Raw genomic sequence first — 16,043 nt, 5'->3', positions numbered from 1 at the left:
CATCACTTGGAAACTAGGGCGAGTCACCTGATGACACTATTACAAAATAAACTGGCTCACATCTTTATTTTTAGCAATTGTTGCTAATTTCTCCTCAACGTATTGAGGGGTTATCGTTATTTTCTCTAACGTAATTTCAGATGCTTCAAACGATAAATCTTCAAGGAGCTTCTCCATAATCGTATGAAGTCTTCTTGCTCCAATATTATCTGTATCCTGATTAACTTGATAAGCAATCTCAGCAATCTTACGAATAGCTTCGTCTGAAAATTCAATTTCTATACCTTCAGTCGCTAATAATGCCATATATTGTTTAATTAACGCATTGTCAGGCTCGATTAATATTTTAACAAAATCGTCTGTCGATAATTTCGTTAATTCTACTCGAATCGGAAATCTCCCTTGCAATTCCGGAATTAAATCCGACGGTTTAGACATATGGAACGCTCCAGCTGCAACGAATAAAATATAATCCGTTTTTACTGATCCGTATTTTGTCGCAACATTCGACCCTTCTACAATTGGCAAAATGTCACGTTGCACACCTTCACGTGATACATCTACGCTATTCGACTGCTTACCAGCAATTTTGTCAATTTCATCGATAAAAATAATCCCGAGCTGTTCAGCACGATAAACAGCCTCTTGTGTAACTTCATCCATATCAATTAAGCGCTGTGCCTCTTCATTTGTCAAGAGTTTTCTTGCTTCTTTTACAGAAAGTTTACGTTTTTTTGTTTTTTTCGGCATAAAACTCCCTAACGCATCTTGGAAATTCATTCCCATTTGCTCCATGCCAGTTCCTTGTAACATATCAAACATTGACGACTGTTGCTCAGTCACTTCAATCGATACAATTTCGTCTTCAAGAAGCCCTGCAGCAAGCTTTCTCTCCACATCTTGACGTTTCTTTTCAATTTCACCATCTTCTTGTGTATCAGACGTTTGACTCGAATTTTGAGCGCCCCCAAAAAGCATCTCTAATGGATTTTTAAATCCAGATTGCTTCTCCGGACTCGGCACTAAAATTTCAACAAGACGTTGATTCGCTTGCTCTTCTGCTTTATCTTGAACTTTCACTACCATTTCTTCTTTTACAATACGAACCGATGTTTCCACAAGGTCACGTACCATCGACTCTACATCTCTACCCACATATCCAACTTCTGTAAATTTTGTAGCCTCAACCTTAATAAAAGGTGCTCCAACGAGTTTCGCCATTCGTCGTGCTACCTCTGTTTTCCCAACACCTGTCGGTCCAATCATCAAAATGTTTTTAGGTGCTATTTCATCACGTAAATTTTCAGCTAATTTACTGCGACGGTATCGATTTCTCAACGCTACAGCAACCGCTTTCTTTGCGTCTTTTTGACCGATGATGTATTGATCTAATTTTTCCACAATTTGGCGCGGAGTAAAATGTAAATGCATATAAAATGCCTCCCTTACGATTCTACAATTCTTCAACAATTATGTTGTGATTCGTATAAACACAAATATCGCCAGCAATCTCTAAACTCGCTTTCGCAATTTGTTTCGCTGTTAAGTGTTCACTTGCATATTGCTTTAAAGCACGACCTGCAGAAAGTGCATAATTCCCACCAGATCCAATTGCTAAAATACCATCATCCGGTTCAATCACTTCTCCTGTACCTGAAACAAGGAGCATAGTTGTTTTATCCATGACAATGAGCATCGCTTCTAGTTGACGTAACATTTTATCGCCACGCCATTGTTTTGCCATTTCAACAGCTGCACGCTGCAAGTTGCCATTATACTCTTCTAATTTTCCTTCAAACATTTCAAAAAGAGTAAATGCATCAGCAACTGAACCTGCAAAACCAGCTAAAACTTTACCTTGGAAAAGTCTGCGAACTTTACGAGCTGTATGTTTCATTACAACAGCATTTCCCATTGTCACCTGACCATCTCCAGCCATTGCACATTCTCCATTATGATGAACTGCAAATATCGTTGTAGCGTGGAAATTCCCCATAGAAAAAACTCCTTTATTTGTTTTTATAGCTTTTAAAGCAATTTATGCCCGCGGGTGATGCTTCATGTAAACAGAACGCAATCTTTCTTTAGAGACATGCGTATAAATTTGTGTGGTCGACAAATTCTCATGACCTAATAGCTCCTGTACAGTACGTAAATCCGCCCCTTCATCTAACATATGTGTAGCAAATGTATGCCTTAACATATGGGGACTTATTCGCATTGTCAGTGAAGCCTTTTTAATGAGTTCATTTAAAACATAACGCACTCCACGACTTGTTAGCGGTGTACCTTTCGCATTTAAAAACACCATACGAGAGTCTTCGTCAGTCTTATTAACTAACTGTTTTCTCCCATTCTCTATATAAGTAATTAAAGAATCTTGCGCATAGCTTCCGAACGGAATATACCTTTGTTTTTTTCCTTTTCCCATTACTAAAATTGTTCCCACCGCAAAGTCAATATCGGTAAGTTGTAAATTGACACATTCACTCACACGGATTCCAGTCGCATACATCAACTCTAATAAAGCTTGATTCCTTTGACCTAATGGCGTTTCCGTGTCAGAAACTTCAAATAATTCCTCTAACTCTTCAGCATATAAAAACTTTGGGATTGACAATTCTTTTTTGGGGAGTGACGCAAGTGCAAACGGATTATCTTTCCGATAACCTTCACGCATCAAAAAACGATATAAACTTCGTAAGCTTGATACTTTTCTTGCGACAGATTTACGGGCTAACTTTTCATCGTGCAACGTCGTTAAGTACAAACGAACATCCGCGTATGTAACGTCTAAAAAAGAGGATATGCCTTCTCGCTCCATAAATTGCACAAAATGTTCTAAATCATTTTGATAACTTGCAATTGTATATTTTGAATAATTTCTTTCAATTTGTAAATATCCAACGAATAATTGTAACAATTTCTTCACATTCACACAACTCACCTCAATAAAGGCTACTAAATCGTATCACAACTTAGTAGCCTTTGCAAGAAATTTAACTAAATATTTACAAAATTTTGAATTGTTTCTAAAGCGCGTGTTGCGTATGCTTCATTTCGTTCCGCTTTCTTTTTGATCTTCTTCTCTAACGGTGCAAATAGACCGAAGTTCGCATTCATCGGTTGGAAGTTTTTAGCGTTCGTTGCCGTAATGTAATTTGCCATGCTGCCCATCGCAGTTACTGACGGTAATACAACTGGCTCTTCACCTTGCACAAGACGTGCAGCATTAATTCCTGCTAATAATCCTGATGCTGCTGATTCAACATATCCCTCTACTCCAGTCATTTGACCAGCGAAGAATAAATCATCACGTTGTTTATATTGATATGTTGGACGAAGCAAATTAGGTGAATTAATAAACGTATTACGATGCATTACACCATAACGTACAATCTCTGCATTTTCCAGTCCCGGTATTAACTGTAGCACTTCTTTTTGTGGTCCCCACTTTAAATGCGTTTGGAAACCTACGATATTGTATAAAGTTCCTGCTGCATCATCTTGACGTAACTGAACAACAGCATATGGCGTTTTCCCTGTTTTTGGATCTTCCAATCCAACAGGTTTCATAGGTCCAAATACTAGCGTCTGTCTCCCTCTACTTGCCATAACTTCTACTGGCATACAACCTTCAAAGAAAATTTCTTTTTCAAACTCTTTTAAAGGCACTGTCTCAGCAGCAATTAAAGCCTCATAAAAACGGTCAAACTCTTCTTCTGTCATTGGGCAATTTAAATATGCAGCTTCCCCTTTGTCATAACGCGATTTTAAATATACTTTATTCATGTCAATACTGTCTTTTTCTACGATTGGTGCTGCCGCATCGTAGAAATAGAAATAATCTTCACCTGTTAGTTCTTTTAATTGTGCAGCAAGATCAGGAGATGTAAGTGGACCTGTTGCAATAATTGTTGGTCCTTCTGGAATTTCAGTAAGCTCTTCGTTCACTACCGTTACATTCGGATGGTTTTTTACGTATTCTGTTACTTTAGCTGCGAACTCATGACGGTCTACAGCTAACGCACCTCCAGCTGGTACAGAGCACTCATCTGCCGCACGAATAATTACAGAATCCATTAAACGCATTTCCTCTTTAATAACTCCAACTGCATTTGTTAAAGTGTTTGCACGAAGTGAGTTACTACATACTAATTCAGCAAATTTATCTGTGTGATGAGCTGGCGTTTGCCTTACCGGCCTCATTTCATATAATCTAACTTGGACACCACGTTTTGCAATTTGGTAAGCCGCTTCACTTCCTGCAAGACCTGCGCCAATGACGTTTACTACTTGTGTTGTCATATATATCACCTTTCCTTTTCTTCCCGAAAAAAATGTGAGCAGTTACGCTCACATTTGTTGTTCTTCTTCATAATCGCACGAAATACATTGTACTTGCACGCCTTTTTTCAACTTCTTCTCTACAAGCATGCCTTCACACTTCGGACATTTACGACCAATCGGCTTATCCCAAGATACAAAGTCACATTCTGGATACGTACCGCATCCATAGAAAAGGCGTTTCTTTTTGTTACTACGACGCTCAATAATTTGTCCTTCTTCACATTTCGGACAAGTTACACCGATTTCTTTCACAATCGGTTTTGTATTACGACAATCAGGGAAATTCGAACAAGCCATAAACTTCCCGTATTTACCCATTTTAAAGACCATTGGATGTCCGCATAATTCACAGTCTTCCCCAGCTGGCTCATCTTTAATTTCCACTTCACGCATTTCTTTTTCCGCTTTTTCTAAGCGCGGTTCAAATCCTACGTAGAAATCATCAACAATTTTCACCCAATTGGCATTTCCTTCTTCCACTTCATCAAGGCTTTGCTCCATATTGGCAGTAAATTCAATGTTAATAATTTCCGGGAAAAATTCTAAAATAAGTTCAATTACTATTTCACCAAGTTCAGTCGGAACGAAGCGTTTATTATCCAAGCCTACATATCCACGTTTTTGAATCGTTTCAAGTGTAGGTACATAAGTCGACGGTCTTCCAATTCCAAGTTCTTCAAGTGTTCTTACTAGACGAGCCTCTGTATAGCGCGGAGGAGGTTGTGTAAAATGTTGCTTCGGTTCTAAATCCTTCGAAAATACAGTTTCCCCTACTTCTAAAGGCGGCAACATCTTATCCTTTTCTTCAGCACCATCATCTTTCGACTCTACATACACTTTCATAAATCCTGGGAACTTTACAACCGATCCACTTGCACGGAACTGAACATTGTTATTAATGAGTCTCGCTGTCACAGTATCCATTATAGCAGACGCCATTTGACTTGCAACAAATCGCTCCCAAATCAATTTATATAATCGAAGTTGATCACGACTTAAGAAACTTTTTAGTTCCTCTGGCTTTCTCATTACCGAAGTAGGACGAATTGCCTCATGTGCATCTTGTGCATTTGACTTTTTCGTTTCTTTCTTCTTTTCTGTTCCTATGTATTCCGTACCATACGCTTCAGTGATGTAAGTACGAGCCTCTGTTTGAGCTGTTTCTGAGATACGTGTTGAATCAGTTCTCATATACGTAATAAGACCTACAGTTCCTTGTTTTCCAAGATCTATCCCTTCATACAATTGCTGTGCAAGCATCATCGTTTTCTTTGCTCGCATGTTTAACTTACGTGCTGCTTCTTGTTGCAAGGAAGATGTTGTAAACGGTAATGCAGGATTACGTTTTCGCTCTTTGCGCGTTACATTTTCAACTGAAAACGCATTGTCTTTCATCTGTTCAATTATTTCATTCACTTGCGTTTCATTCGTTAATTGAACCTTTTCCCCATCTACACCGTAAAAACTTGCTTCAAATGTGTCTTTTCCTTTTACAAATTCTGTTTTAATTGTCCAGAATTCTTCAGGTTCAAAGCTTTGAATTTCCTTTTCACGTTCGATGATTAAACGAACTGCTACAGATTGTACACGCCCTGCACTTAATCCTTTTTTTACTTTCTTCCATAATAAAGGACTAATATTGTAACCAACAAGACGATCAAGTATACGTCTTGCTTGTTGTGCATCTACTAAATCCATATTAATTGCACGAGGATGTTTAAATGATTCTTTGATTGCATCTTTCGTAATCTCATTAAACACAACCCGACAATCTGATTCAACGTCCACATTTAACGTATTCGCTAAATGCCAAGCAATTGCTTCCCCTTCGCGGTCTGGATCGGCCGCGAGATAGACTTTCTTTGCTTTTTTCGCCGCTGATTTTAAATCTTTTAAGACGGGACCTTTACCACGAATGGTAATATACTTCGGGGTGAAGTTGTTCTTTACTTCTATCCCCATTTGACTTTTTGGCAAATCGCGAACATGTCCCATAGACGCGACAACTTTGTATTTTTTCCCTAAATATTTCTCAATGGTCTTCGCCTTAGAAGGCGACTCCACGATCACGAGGTAATCTGACATGCTAGTGCCTCCTTAAGAGGTGGATTCAAGTCTTCATTAATCTTATTGATTTCTCTTGTTTTTGTCAATCAAGAATGAATATACCATACAGTGCCAATCTACCATTTGTCAATAATTGTTTAATAAAAATTTAAAAATATAAGGTTAATTTAAAATCTCTTCCAAGATATCTTCTGCATTTCTTACTAATTTTGCTCCTTGTTGAATAAGATGATTCGTTCCCGATGCCCCCTCTATAAATATAGGTCCAGGAAGCGCAAACACCTCTCTATTTTGCTCTAACGCAAGGTCTGCAGTAATAAGTGTCCCACTTCTCGATTTCGCTTCTACAACTAAAACACCTTTACTTATACCACTAATAATCCGGTTCCTTTTTGGAAAATACCATTTTTTCGGTGCATAGTGCGGAGGATACTCTGTCAATAACAATATATATTCCTTCCACATTTCATATAAATGTCTATTTTCTTTCGGATACATAAACGACAATCCGTGCCCTAATATCCCAATAGTGGGACAATGATGCCTTACTGTAATCTCATGAGACATTGTATCTATCCCTTTTGCAAACCCACTGACAATAAGCCACTCTCTTTCTAATAAAGGGTGTAAAATAAATTTCAAGCTCTCATGACCATATAATGATGGTTCTCTCGTTCCAACAACTGCTAATTTATTTACTTTATTTAGAAAATCTTTCTCTCCTTTTCCATATAAAACGAAGGGAGGGTCTTGTATTTCACGTAATAATTGTGGATAATTTTCATCCCATATCGTTATATAAAAGATACGGTTTTTCTCTAAATAAGATATATATTGCGGAAGATTTGAACTTTGAAGAAATTTCACTAGTTCTGAAGATTTTTTCGAGGATATTCCAGTGTAGTGCTCCATTTGTTTTTCGTTAAAATTATATATGTTCTTTAATTCTGGATCGACATATAGTAGCCTCTCCATCGCTTTCCAATAATCTGCTAGCAAGTAATGAAGATGTAATAACCGCTCTCTTTTCATCTTGATTCTCCTTACCCATAATTTTTATTATGTAAACAGAAAAAAGTGTAAAAAGACACCCTCAAGTAAGAAGGTGTCTTTCAACAGATTAATAGTTTTTGCAAGTCTCAAATAGACCTTTTTCTTTTAAAACAGAGATTAGCGTTTCTCCCATAACTGCTGGAGTTTCAGCTACTTTAATGCCACAAGCTTCCATTGTTTTAATCTTTTCAGCAGCAGTTCCTTTACCACCAGAAATGATTGCACCAGCATGGCCCATACGTTTGCCAGCAGGCGCTGTTTGACCACCAATGAAGCCTACAACAGGTTTTGTCATATTAGCTTTTACCCATTCAGCTGCCTCTTCTTCTGCTGTACCGCCGATTTCACCAATCATAATTACAGCATGTGTTTCTTCATCTTCATTAAATGCTTTTAACGCATCAATAAAGTCTGTACCGTTAACAGGGTCTCCACCGATACCTACAGCAGTAGATTGGCCAATACCTTCTTGTGTTAATTGATGTACAGCTTCATACGTTAATGTACCAGAGCGAGATACGATACCAACATGACCTTTTTTATGAATATATCCTGGCATAATACCAATCTTACATTCATCTGGTGTGATTACACCTGGGCAGTTTGGTCCAAGTAAACGTGTATGTTTACCAGCCATATATCTCTTTACGTTTACCATATCTAATACAGGAATTCCTTCAGTAATACATACTACTAAATCAATTTCTGCATCAACTGCTTCCATAATTGCATCTGCCGCAAAAGCGGGTGGAACGTATACAACTGAAGCGTTTGCGCCTGTTGCTTTCACTGCATCTTCTACTGTATCAAATACTGGTACACCTTCAATATCAGTGCCGCCTTTACCTGGTGTTACACCACCGACAATTTTCGTACCGTATTCAATCATTTGTTTTGTATGGAATAAACCTTGAGAACCTGTAATACCTTGAACAATAACTTTTGTATCTTTATTAACTAATACGCTCATTTTTCTCCCCCGCTTTCTATTAGCCCACTAGTGAAACAATTTTTTGTGCACCGTCTGCCATAGATTCTGCTGCAACAATATTTAAGCCAGACTCATTTAAAATTTTCTTACCTAGTTCTACGTTTGTACCTTCAAGACGTACAACTAAAGGTAACTCAAGACCTACTTGTTTCGTTGCTTCAATAACACCTTCTGCAATAACATCACACTTCATAATACCACCAAAAATGTTAACGAAGATACCTTTTACATTTTTGTCAGAAAGGATAATTTTGAATGCTTCTGTAACTTTTTCAGCAGTTGCACCGCCACCAACATCTAAGAAGTTAGCTGGGTCACCGTGGTAATGTTTAATGATATCCATTGTAGCCATCGCTAAACCTGCACCATTAACCATACAACCGATATTTCCATCTAAAGGAATGTAGTTTAAATCGTATTTTGAAGCTTCAATTTCTTTTGAATCCTCTTCATCAAGATCACGAAGCTCTAAAATGTCTTTATGGCGATATAACGCATTAGAATCAAAGTTTAATTTTGCATCTAATGCCATAACTTTACCTTCACCTGTTGTAACAAGTGGGTTAATCTCAGCGATAGAGCAATCTTTTTCGATAAACGCACGGTATAAGCCCATCATAAACTTCACAGCTTGTCCTACAAGCTCTTTTGGAATATTGATGTTAAATGCAATTCGGCGTGCTTGGAAACCTTGTAAGCCTACTGCTGGATCAATATATTCTTTAAAGATTTTTTCAGGTGTTTTTTCTGCTACTTCTTCAATTTCTGTTCCGCCTTCTTCAGACGCCATTAAAACAACTTGAGAAGTTGCACGATCTAAAACTAGACCTACATAATATTCTTTTTTAATATCGCAACCTTCTTCGATAAGTAAGCGTTTTACTTCCTTACCTTCAGGACCTGTTTGATGTGTCACAAGTGTAGTTCCTAAAATGCTTTCTGCATATGTACGAACTTCATCTAAATTTTTTGCAACTTTTACTCCGCCAGCTTTGCCGCGTCCACCAGCGTGAATTTGTGCTTTCACTACACATACATCTGTTCCTAGTTCTTTCGCTGCTTCTACAGCTTCTTCTACTGTAAATGCAACCTTCCCGTTCGGAACGCTAACCCCATAGCTTCTAAGGACTGCCTTACCTTGGTACTCATGGATATTCATGGTCCCATCCTCCCCTGTTTTCCTGTTTTACTCGAAAAGTTTTTTAATGTTTAAAAAACATTACATTGCCATTGTATAAGATGATTGGCACGCTGTCTACAATAAAGTGTCAGAAAACTGAAATCGCTTTATTCTTTTTCGAAAATAGTAATGTTTATATGCCAAAATAAAAAATAAGCTGTATATTTACAGCTTATTTTTGAATCATATCTTTAATTGGCGCGAATGACTTTCGGTGTTCATCTAATACTCCATGCACTTCAATTGCCTCTAAATGTTGCTTTGTGCCATATCCCATATGTTGCTCAAATCCGTATTCAGGATACTTTTCTCCCAGTTCTTTCATCATACGATCTCTCGTTACTTTCGCAATAATAGATGCAGCTGAAATAGAAATACTTTTCTCATCACCTTTAATAATTGAGGTTTGCGGAATTGGTGTAGGAAGCTTCATCGCATCAATTAATAAATGTTGGGGTGTACAAGATAAATTTGCAACTGCATCTAACATTGCTTGTTTCGTTGCTTGGTAAATATTAATGTCATCAATAACTTGCGGTGATACAATTCCTACTCCAATTGCAATTGCTTGTACTTTTATTTCATCATAAAAACGCTCACGTTTCGCTTCACTCAGCTTTTTTGAGTCATTTAACCCTGGAATATAAAAATCCTCTGGAAGGACGACAGCTGCCGTCACAACAGGCCCAGCCAACGGGCCACGCCCTACTTCATCAATACCCGCGATATATGTGACCCCTTTTTCACGCAAAGCATTTTCATACTTGGACATTTCAAAAAAATTCTCTTTTTCTTTCTGTTCTAACTCTTTTTGTTTATACCACTTCAAAACGAGCTTTTGAACGCCTTTTCGCTCATCTTTCATTAACAGTTGAAAGCGATCATCTTCTTCATTCATAATTTCTTTCAATACATTTTCCGCTTCTTTTATCGTCATTTTTTGCATTTATACAAACTCCTTTTTAAACGTATCCAAAAAGAAAAGACGCACAAACGCACGTCTTATACTTCTTCTATTTTTTCCACATCTTCTACTTGCTCTGCAAACTCTTCCGGTGTTTCAAACGTCATTTTTCCAAGTTTGCCACCACGAAGCTCACGAAGTACAAGCTCAGATGTCTTATCATAATCAATCATTCCGCCGCCCATTAAGCAGCCTCTATTTTTTCCAATTGCATCGAATAATTCCACAATATCTTCTGGAATCTCATTTAAATTATAGCGTTCTTTCAAGCGTTCTGGATAATGTTTCTCCATAAAACGTAATGCGTAAACAGCTACATCTTGTAAATTTAAAATTGAATCTTTAATTGCACCCGTCGTCGCTAAGCGAAGACCCACTAATTGATCTTCAAATTTAGGCCACAGAATACCTGGCGTATCTAACAATTCCATTTCCTTCCCAACTTTAATCCATTGTTGAGCTGTTGTCACACCTGGACGATCTCCTGTTTTAGCAATATTTTTCTTTGCCAATTTATTAATTAATGTAGATTTACCAACATTTGGTATACCTACAATTAATGCACGAATCGCTCTCGGTCTAATACCTTTTGCAACCATTTTATCAAATTTTTCTTTAACAAGCACTTTACAAGCTGCTGCAATTTCTTTCATACCTTGTCCAGCTTGCGCGTTAATCGAAATTGCCATATGACCTTTTTCTTTAAAATATGCGATCCATTGTTTTGTTAAACGGTCATCTGCCATATCCGCTTTATTTAAAACAACAAGCCTTGGCTTATGTGTAATGATTTCATCAATCATTGGGTTTCGAGATGATAATGGTAATCGAGCATCTACAAGTTCAATTACAACATCAATTAATTTTAATTTCTCCGTTACTTGGCGTCTAGCCTTCGCCATATGCCCTGGAAACCATTGAATTACCATGTTGCCACCTTCTTTTTCATTTATTTCACAATACGTGCGTCTTCTAACGGCCAATATAACATATTAGCTTTACCAATTACTTGATCCATTGAAATCGTACCGATTGAACGGCTATCTTTACTAAAACGACGATTATCACCTAAAACAAATAATTGATCTTTTGGAACGGTTTTCTTGCCTGTCATTTCTTCAAGATTAAAATCATATGTAAGCGGTCCGTCAGCAATTTGCTTTTTCTGCTTGTCTAAATACGGCTCCTCATAAGCCTTTCCGTTAACATACAGCTTATCATTACGATACTCTATTTCATCGCCCGGTAGGCCTATAATGCGCTTAATGTAATCTTTATCTTCTGTTGCTCGAAATACGATAATATCAAAGCGTTTTGGATCTCCAATGTGATAACCAATTTTATTTACAATCATTCGATCACGATCATGTAAAGTAGGTGCCATCGATACCCCGTCTACGAGAATTGGCGCAAAGAAAAACTGTCTAATAACACCAGCTAATACAACAGCAATCAAAATTGCTTTAATCCATTCCCAAAGTGAACTCTTCTCTTTTTTCATGCATTTCCCCTCCACGGTTATGTAAGCTGTTCGTATTATACCAAAATTTCATATAGATTGGAAAAAGGGAGCTTGTGCATTTACAAGCTCCCATACATGTCTTATCGAATTTCCTTAATACGTGCTTTTTTACCGCGAAGGTTACGTAAGTAGTATAACTTAGCACGACGTACTTTACCACGGCGAAGTACTTCGATTTTCGCGATTCTTGGCGTGTGAACTGGGAATGTACGCTCAACACCTACACCGTAAGAAATCTTACGAACTGTGAATGTTTCACTAATTCCGCCACCACGACGTTTAATTACAACACCTTCGAAAAGCTGAATTCTTTCACGAGTTCCCTCAACAACTTTTACGTGTACACGTAAAGTGTCACCAGGACGGAATGAAGGAAGGTCAGTTTTTAATTGGCCTTTTGTAATTTCTGCGATTAATTGTTGCATATTAAATTCTCTCCTTTAAACAGATGCTCTTATAAAGTCTTAATAAATTACAGCGGAACATCGTTAATACGGCTACTGATTTCAGTAGCACAAATGTTATAATAGCATATTACTAGGCCTGTTGCAATAGCAAATATATGAAGTTATTACTGCTCTCGCTTTATTTCCTCAAGCCATTTTTTCTCTTGTTTAGATAGATCTCTATCATCTAACAAATCAGGTCTACGCGTATACGTACGGCGCAAAGATTCCTTATGTCGCCATTCGTCAATATTTTTATGATTCCCTGACATTAATACATCCGGTACCTTCATACCACGAAAATCAGCCGGACGTGTATAATGAGGATGCTCTAATAAACCTGTACTAAACGAATCCTCTACTTGGGAAGCATGATTTCCTAGCACGCCTGGCAAGAGACGTACAACACTATCAGTAATAACCATAGAAGCTAATTCTCCGCCCGTTAATACATAGTCACCAATAGAAATCTCATCCGTTACGAGATGCTCACGAATTCGTTCGTCATACCCTTCATAATGCCCACATACAAAGATCAAATGTTCTTCCCCTGCAAGCTCTTCCGCTTTCTTCTGCGTAAATCTTTCGCCCTGCGGACACATTAAGACAACTCTCGGCTTACGCTCTGTCTCTTTCGTCAAATCTTCTACAGCGTCAAAAATAGGCTGAGGAGTAAGCACCATACCAGCTCCTCCGCCGTAAGGATAATCGTCTACGCTATTATGCTTACTTGTTGTATAATCACGAAAGTTAACAACACGAAGGTTTACCGCTTCCTTTTCTTGTGCCTTCTTTAATATAGAAGATCCAAATACACCGGTAAACATGTCTGGGAACAACGTTAAAATATCAATTTTCATTATAGCAATCCTTCCATTACATGAATGGTTACTAATTTATTTTCAATATTAACTTGAAGTACAACGTCATCAATATAAGGAATTAAGAGATCTTGACCCTTCGGACGTTTAATCACCCAAACATCATTTGCACCAGGAGAGAGAATCTCTTTGATTGTCCCTAGCGCTTCTCCTTCTTCCGTTACAACGCTGCAACCAATAATTTCGTGATAGTAGTATTCACCTTCAGCAAGTTCACCTAACTGCTCTTCCGGTACTTTTATTAAAGAACCTTTTAACTTCTCTACTTCATCTACATTGTTATATCCTTCAAATGTTAATAAATCGAATGTCTTATGTTGGCGATGAGAAGTTACCTTCACTGGAAGATAGTCTGTGTCTTTCTCATTCGATATGTATAGCGTGTTTCCTACTTTATATCGCTCTTCTGGAAAATCAGTACGAGAAATCACACGGATTTCTCCTCTTACTCCATGAGTATTTACAATTTTCCCTACGTTAAACCACTTTGTCATAAATAGTATGTCACCCCTGGTTTCTATATAAATTAAGCATCTCCATTTCATAGATGGAACATGCAATCTCTATTTAAATGTTAAAAAAGGGAGAGGAATAACTCCTCGCCCTTTTTACGTTTATTGAATTTCCAGTGTTACTTTTTCATCATTATGATGTCCCACTGAATACAAGAGCATTCGAATCGCTTTCGCAACTCTCCCTTGCTTTCCAATGACTTTTCCAACATCCTCAGGATGTACAGTTAATCGATACTTTATCTCTCCGTTGCAAAGTTCCTGTGTAACTTTTACATCTTCAGGATGATCGACAAGAGGCTTGACAATCGTCTCGACTAACTTCTTCATAGTCATTGCCTCAATTACTTACCTTGTTTAGATAAGTGGAATTTCTCCATGATACCTTGGTTAGAGAATAAGTTACGAACTGTATCAGATGGTTTAGCACCATTTCCTAACCATTTTAATGCTGCTTCTTCGTCGATCTTAACTTCAGCTGGTTGAGCAACTGGATTGTAAGTTCCGATTTCCTCAATGAAACGTCCGTCACGAGGAGAACGAGAATCTGCAACAACTACACGATAGAAAGGAGTTTTTTTAGCTCCCATACGTTTTAAACGAATTTTAACTGCCATTTATAAAGCACCTCCGAATTTATTTCACACAGATAATTATATTAGCAAAAAGACTATTGCTTTGTAAAGTATTTTTTCTTAACAGAGCCATCTTTTTTTCCTTACATGAATGGAAACTTCAATCCACCTAGTCCTTTTTTCTTGCCTTTTTGCATTCCCGTCATCGTCTTCATCATTTTTTTCATGTCATCGAATTGCTTAATTAGACGATTGATTTCTTGTACAGTTGTACCGCTACCTTTGGCAATGCGCTTTTTGCGACTAGCATTGATTATTTCCGGTTGTTCTCGTTCTAATTTAGTCATAGAACGAATAATTGCCTCAATATGCCCAATTTGTTTTTCATCAACTTGCGCATTTTTCAGCCCTTTAATTTTATTTGCACCAGGAAGCATTCCTAACAATTCATCAAGCGGTCCAAGTTGACGCACTTGTCCAAGTTGTTCTAGAAAATCGTCAAGCGTAAACGAAAGCGTACGCATTTTTTGCTCAAGTTCTTTTGCTTTCTCTTCATCAACTGTAGCTTGCGCTTTTTCAATCAATGTTAAGACATCGCCCATCCCTAAAATACGGGATGCCATACGCTCTGGATGGAACGCTTCAATTGCATCTAGTTTTTCACCCATACCAGCAAATTTAATCGGTGTGTTTGTTACAGCCTTAATAGATAATGCAGCACCACCGCGGGTATCACCATCTAATTTCGTTAATACAACACCTGTTAAACCTAACTGTTCATGGAAACTTTGTGCAACATTTACCGCGTCTTGTCCCGTCATCGCATCGACAACAAGGAAAATTTCATCCGGTTTCGCAACTTCTTTAACTTTCGCTAATTCATCCATTAGTTCTTCATCAATATGCAGGCGACCCGCTGTATCGATTAAAACATAATCATGATGATCTTCTTTTGCTTTTGCAATCGCTTGTTTCGCAATTTCAACAGGACTTACTTGATCTCCTAAAGAAAATACAGGCATGTCCAATTGCTTCCCTAATGTTTCAAGCTGTTTAATCGCTGCTGGACGGTAAATATCCGCTGCAACAAGCATCGGTTTACGATTATGCTTTTTACGAAGCAAATTCGCAAGCTTACCTGTCGTCGTTGTTTTACCCGCACCTTGCAGACCAACCATCATAATAACAGTCGGTGGCTTATTAGCAACAGCAATTTTGCTTTGCTCTCCGCCCATAAGTTCTGTAAGTTCTTCCTGTACAACTTTAATTACTTGTTGTCCAGGTGTCAAACTTTTCATTACATCTTGTCCGACAGCACGTTCAGACACACGCTTCACAAAATCTTTTACTACTTTAAAGTTAACATCTGCTTCTAAAAGAGCTAGACGAACTTCTCTCATCATTTCTTTCACATCGGCTTCAGAAACTTTTCCTTTGCCGCGGATTTTTTGCATTGTCTGTTGAAGTCGGTCGGCTAATCCTTCAAATGCCATATTGCCGCC

At 37.9% G+C, this 16,043-nt stretch carries 17 protein-coding genes; all 17 read right to left on the bottom strand.

The window, feature by feature from the left end; translation table 11 throughout:
* Window positions 1-39 precede the first annotated feature (39 nt).
* Window positions 40-1,431 (bottom strand): ATP-dependent protease ATPase subunit HslU, encoded by a 1,392-nt coding sequence (gene hslU / locus N2V92_RS15735; protein WP_000550084.1) that lies wholly within the window; start codon window positions 1,429-1,431, stop codon window positions 40-42.
* Between the two features lie 22 nt (window positions 1,432-1,453).
* Window positions 1,454-1,996, bottom strand: coding sequence for an ATP-dependent protease proteolytic subunit HslV (gene hslV / locus N2V92_RS15730; protein ID WP_000526274.1), 543 nt, complete (start codon window positions 1,994-1,996; stop codon window positions 1,454-1,456).
* 42 nt (window positions 1,997-2,038) lie between these two features.
* Window positions 2,039-2,938: a tyrosine recombinase XerC gene (xerC, locus tag N2V92_RS15725; RefSeq protein WP_001101244.1), complete on the bottom strand. Its 900-nt coding sequence runs from the start codon at window positions 2,936-2,938 to the stop codon at window positions 2,039-2,041.
* A 65-nt stretch (window positions 2,939-3,003) separates the two neighbouring features.
* Window positions 3,004-4,308: an FADH(2)-oxidizing methylenetetrahydrofolate--tRNA-(uracil(54)-C(5))-methyltransferase TrmFO gene (gene trmFO, locus N2V92_RS15720; RefSeq protein WP_000213006.1), complete on the bottom strand. Its 1,305-nt coding sequence runs from the start codon at window positions 4,306-4,308 to the stop codon at window positions 3,004-3,006.
* Window positions 4,309-4,356: 48 nt separating this feature from the next.
* Complete coding sequence (gene topA, locus N2V92_RS15715) at window positions 4,357-6,435, bottom strand: type I DNA topoisomerase (RefSeq protein ID WP_001286957.1); 2,079 nt, start codon at window positions 6,433-6,435, stop codon at window positions 4,357-4,359.
* A gap of 144 nt (window positions 6,436-6,579) precedes the next feature.
* Window positions 6,580-7,449 carry a DNA-processing protein DprA gene (gene dprA, locus N2V92_RS15710; protein ID WP_000818044.1) on the bottom strand — a complete coding sequence of 290 codons (870 nt, stop codon included), beginning with the start codon at window positions 7,447-7,449 and terminating at the stop codon, window positions 6,580-6,582.
* 88 nt (window positions 7,450-7,537) lie between these two features.
* Complete coding sequence (gene sucD, locus N2V92_RS15705) at window positions 7,538-8,440, bottom strand: succinate--CoA ligase subunit alpha (protein ID WP_000115178.1); 903 nt, start codon at window positions 8,438-8,440, stop codon at window positions 7,538-7,540.
* Window positions 8,441-8,459: 19 nt separating this feature from the next.
* A complete protein-coding gene (sucC, locus tag N2V92_RS15700) occupies window positions 8,460-9,620 on the bottom strand; it encodes an ADP-forming succinate--CoA ligase subunit beta (protein WP_001020791.1) in 1,161 nt (386 codons plus the stop codon).
* Between the two features lie 193 nt (window positions 9,621-9,813).
* Complete coding sequence (locus N2V92_RS15695) at window positions 9,814-10,587, bottom strand: ribonuclease HII (protein WP_016077303.1); 774 nt, start codon at window positions 10,585-10,587, stop codon at window positions 9,814-9,816.
* Between the two features lie 56 nt (window positions 10,588-10,643).
* Window positions 10,644-11,534 (bottom strand): ribosome biogenesis GTPase YlqF, encoded by an 891-nt coding sequence (gene ylqF, locus N2V92_RS15690; RefSeq protein WP_000236702.1) that lies wholly within the window; start codon window positions 11,532-11,534, stop codon window positions 10,644-10,646.
* A gap of 20 nt (window positions 11,535-11,554) precedes the next feature.
* Window positions 11,555-12,106: a signal peptidase I gene (lepB, locus tag N2V92_RS15685; protein WP_000711853.1), complete on the bottom strand. Its 552-nt coding sequence runs from the start codon at window positions 12,104-12,106 to the stop codon at window positions 11,555-11,557.
* Between the two features lie 101 nt (window positions 12,107-12,207).
* Complete coding sequence (gene rplS, locus N2V92_RS15680) at window positions 12,208-12,552, bottom strand: 50S ribosomal protein L19 (RefSeq protein ID WP_001186516.1); 345 nt, start codon at window positions 12,550-12,552, stop codon at window positions 12,208-12,210.
* A 146-nt stretch (window positions 12,553-12,698) separates the two neighbouring features.
* Window positions 12,699-13,433, bottom strand: coding sequence for a tRNA (guanosine(37)-N1)-methyltransferase TrmD (gene trmD, locus N2V92_RS15675; RefSeq protein ID WP_000686901.1), 735 nt, complete (start codon window positions 13,431-13,433; stop codon window positions 12,699-12,701).
* Window positions 13,433-13,948, bottom strand: a complete 516-nt coding sequence (rimM, locus tag N2V92_RS15670) for a ribosome maturation factor RimM (protein WP_000170274.1) — start codon at window positions 13,946-13,948, stop codon at window positions 13,433-13,435. Before rimM ends, trmD begins: the two co-directional genes overlap by 1 nt.
* Before the next feature lie 120 nt (window positions 13,949-14,068).
* Window positions 14,069-14,296: a KH domain-containing protein gene (locus N2V92_RS15665; RefSeq protein ID WP_000737393.1), complete on the bottom strand. Its 228-nt coding sequence runs from the start codon at window positions 14,294-14,296 to the stop codon at window positions 14,069-14,071.
* 14 nt (window positions 14,297-14,310) lie between these two features.
* Entirely contained in the window at window positions 14,311-14,583 is a 273-nt protein-coding gene (gene rpsP / locus N2V92_RS15660) for a 30S ribosomal protein S16 (protein ID WP_000268748.1), read from the bottom strand.
* A 101-nt stretch (window positions 14,584-14,684) separates the two neighbouring features.
* Window positions 14,685-16,034 carry a signal recognition particle protein gene (gene ffh, locus N2V92_RS15655; protein WP_000863460.1) on the bottom strand — a complete coding sequence of 450 codons (1,350 nt, stop codon included), beginning with the start codon at window positions 16,032-16,034 and terminating at the stop codon, window positions 14,685-14,687.
* Window positions 16,035-16,043 lie beyond the last annotated feature (9 nt).

Origin of the sequence: Bacillus sp. CH_48, assembly GCF_038008465.1 — a bacterium.
Taxonomy (GTDB): Bacteria; Bacillota; Bacilli; order Bacillales; family Bacillaceae_G; genus Bacillus_A; species Bacillus_A thuringiensis_S.
The sequence above is the reverse complement of the archived record's forward strand: the minus strand, read 5'-3'. Positions and strand labels throughout refer to the sequence as shown.

Bases quoted from the DNA above. Each gene is read 5' to 3' on its own strand.
- N2V92_RS15665 (WP_000737393.1), bottom strand. From the start codon at position 14,296: ATGAAGAAGTTAGTCGAGACGATTGTCAAGCCTCTTGTCGATCATCCT.
- trmD (WP_000686901.1), bottom strand. From the start codon at position 13,433: ATGAAAATTGATATTTTAACGTTGTTCCCAGACATGTTTACCGGTGTA.
- hslV (WP_000526274.1), bottom strand. From the start codon at position 1,996: ATGGGGAATTTCCACGCTACAACGATATTTGCAGTTCATCATAATGGA.
- sucC (WP_001020791.1), bottom strand. From the start codon at position 9,620: ATGAATATCCATGAGTACCAAGGTAAGGCAGTCCTTAGAAGCTATGGG.
- sucD (WP_000115178.1), bottom strand. From the start codon at position 8,440: ATGAGCGTATTAGTTAATAAAGATACAAAAGTTATTGTTCAAGGTATT.
- trmFO (WP_000213006.1), bottom strand. From the start codon at position 4,308: ATGACAACACAAGTAGTAAACGTCATTGGCGCAGGTCTTGCAGGAAGT.
- ylqF (WP_000236702.1), bottom strand. From the start codon at position 11,534: ATGGTAATTCAATGGTTTCCAGGGCATATGGCGAAGGCTAGACGCCAA.
- topA (WP_001286957.1), bottom strand. From the start codon at position 6,435: ATGTCAGATTACCTCGTGATCGTGGAGTCGCCTTCTAAGGCGAAGACC.
- dprA (WP_000818044.1), bottom strand. From the start codon at position 7,449: ATGAAAAGAGAGCGGTTATTACATCTTCATTACTTGCTAGCAGATTAT.
- lepB (WP_000711853.1), bottom strand. From the start codon at position 12,106: ATGAAAAAAGAGAAGAGTTCACTTTGGGAATGGATTAAAGCAATTTTG.
- hslU (WP_000550084.1), bottom strand. From the start codon at position 1,431: ATGCATTTACATTTTACTCCGCGCCAAATTGTGGAAAAATTAGATCAA.
- ffh (WP_000863460.1), bottom strand. From the start codon at position 16,034: ATGGCATTTGAAGGATTAGCCGACCGACTTCAACAGACAATGCAAAAA.
- N2V92_RS15695 (WP_016077303.1), bottom strand. From the start codon at position 10,587: ATGCAAAAAATGACGATAAAAGAAGCGGAAAATGTATTGAAAGAAATT.
- rimM (WP_000170274.1), bottom strand. From the start codon at position 13,948: ATGACAAAGTGGTTTAACGTAGGGAAAATTGTAAATACTCATGGAGTA.
- rplS (WP_001186516.1), bottom strand. From the start codon at position 12,552: ATGCAACAATTAATCGCAGAAATTACAAAAGGCCAATTAAAAACTGAC.
- rpsP (WP_000268748.1), bottom strand. From the start codon at position 14,583: ATGGCAGTTAAAATTCGTTTAAAACGTATGGGAGCTAAAAAAACTCCT.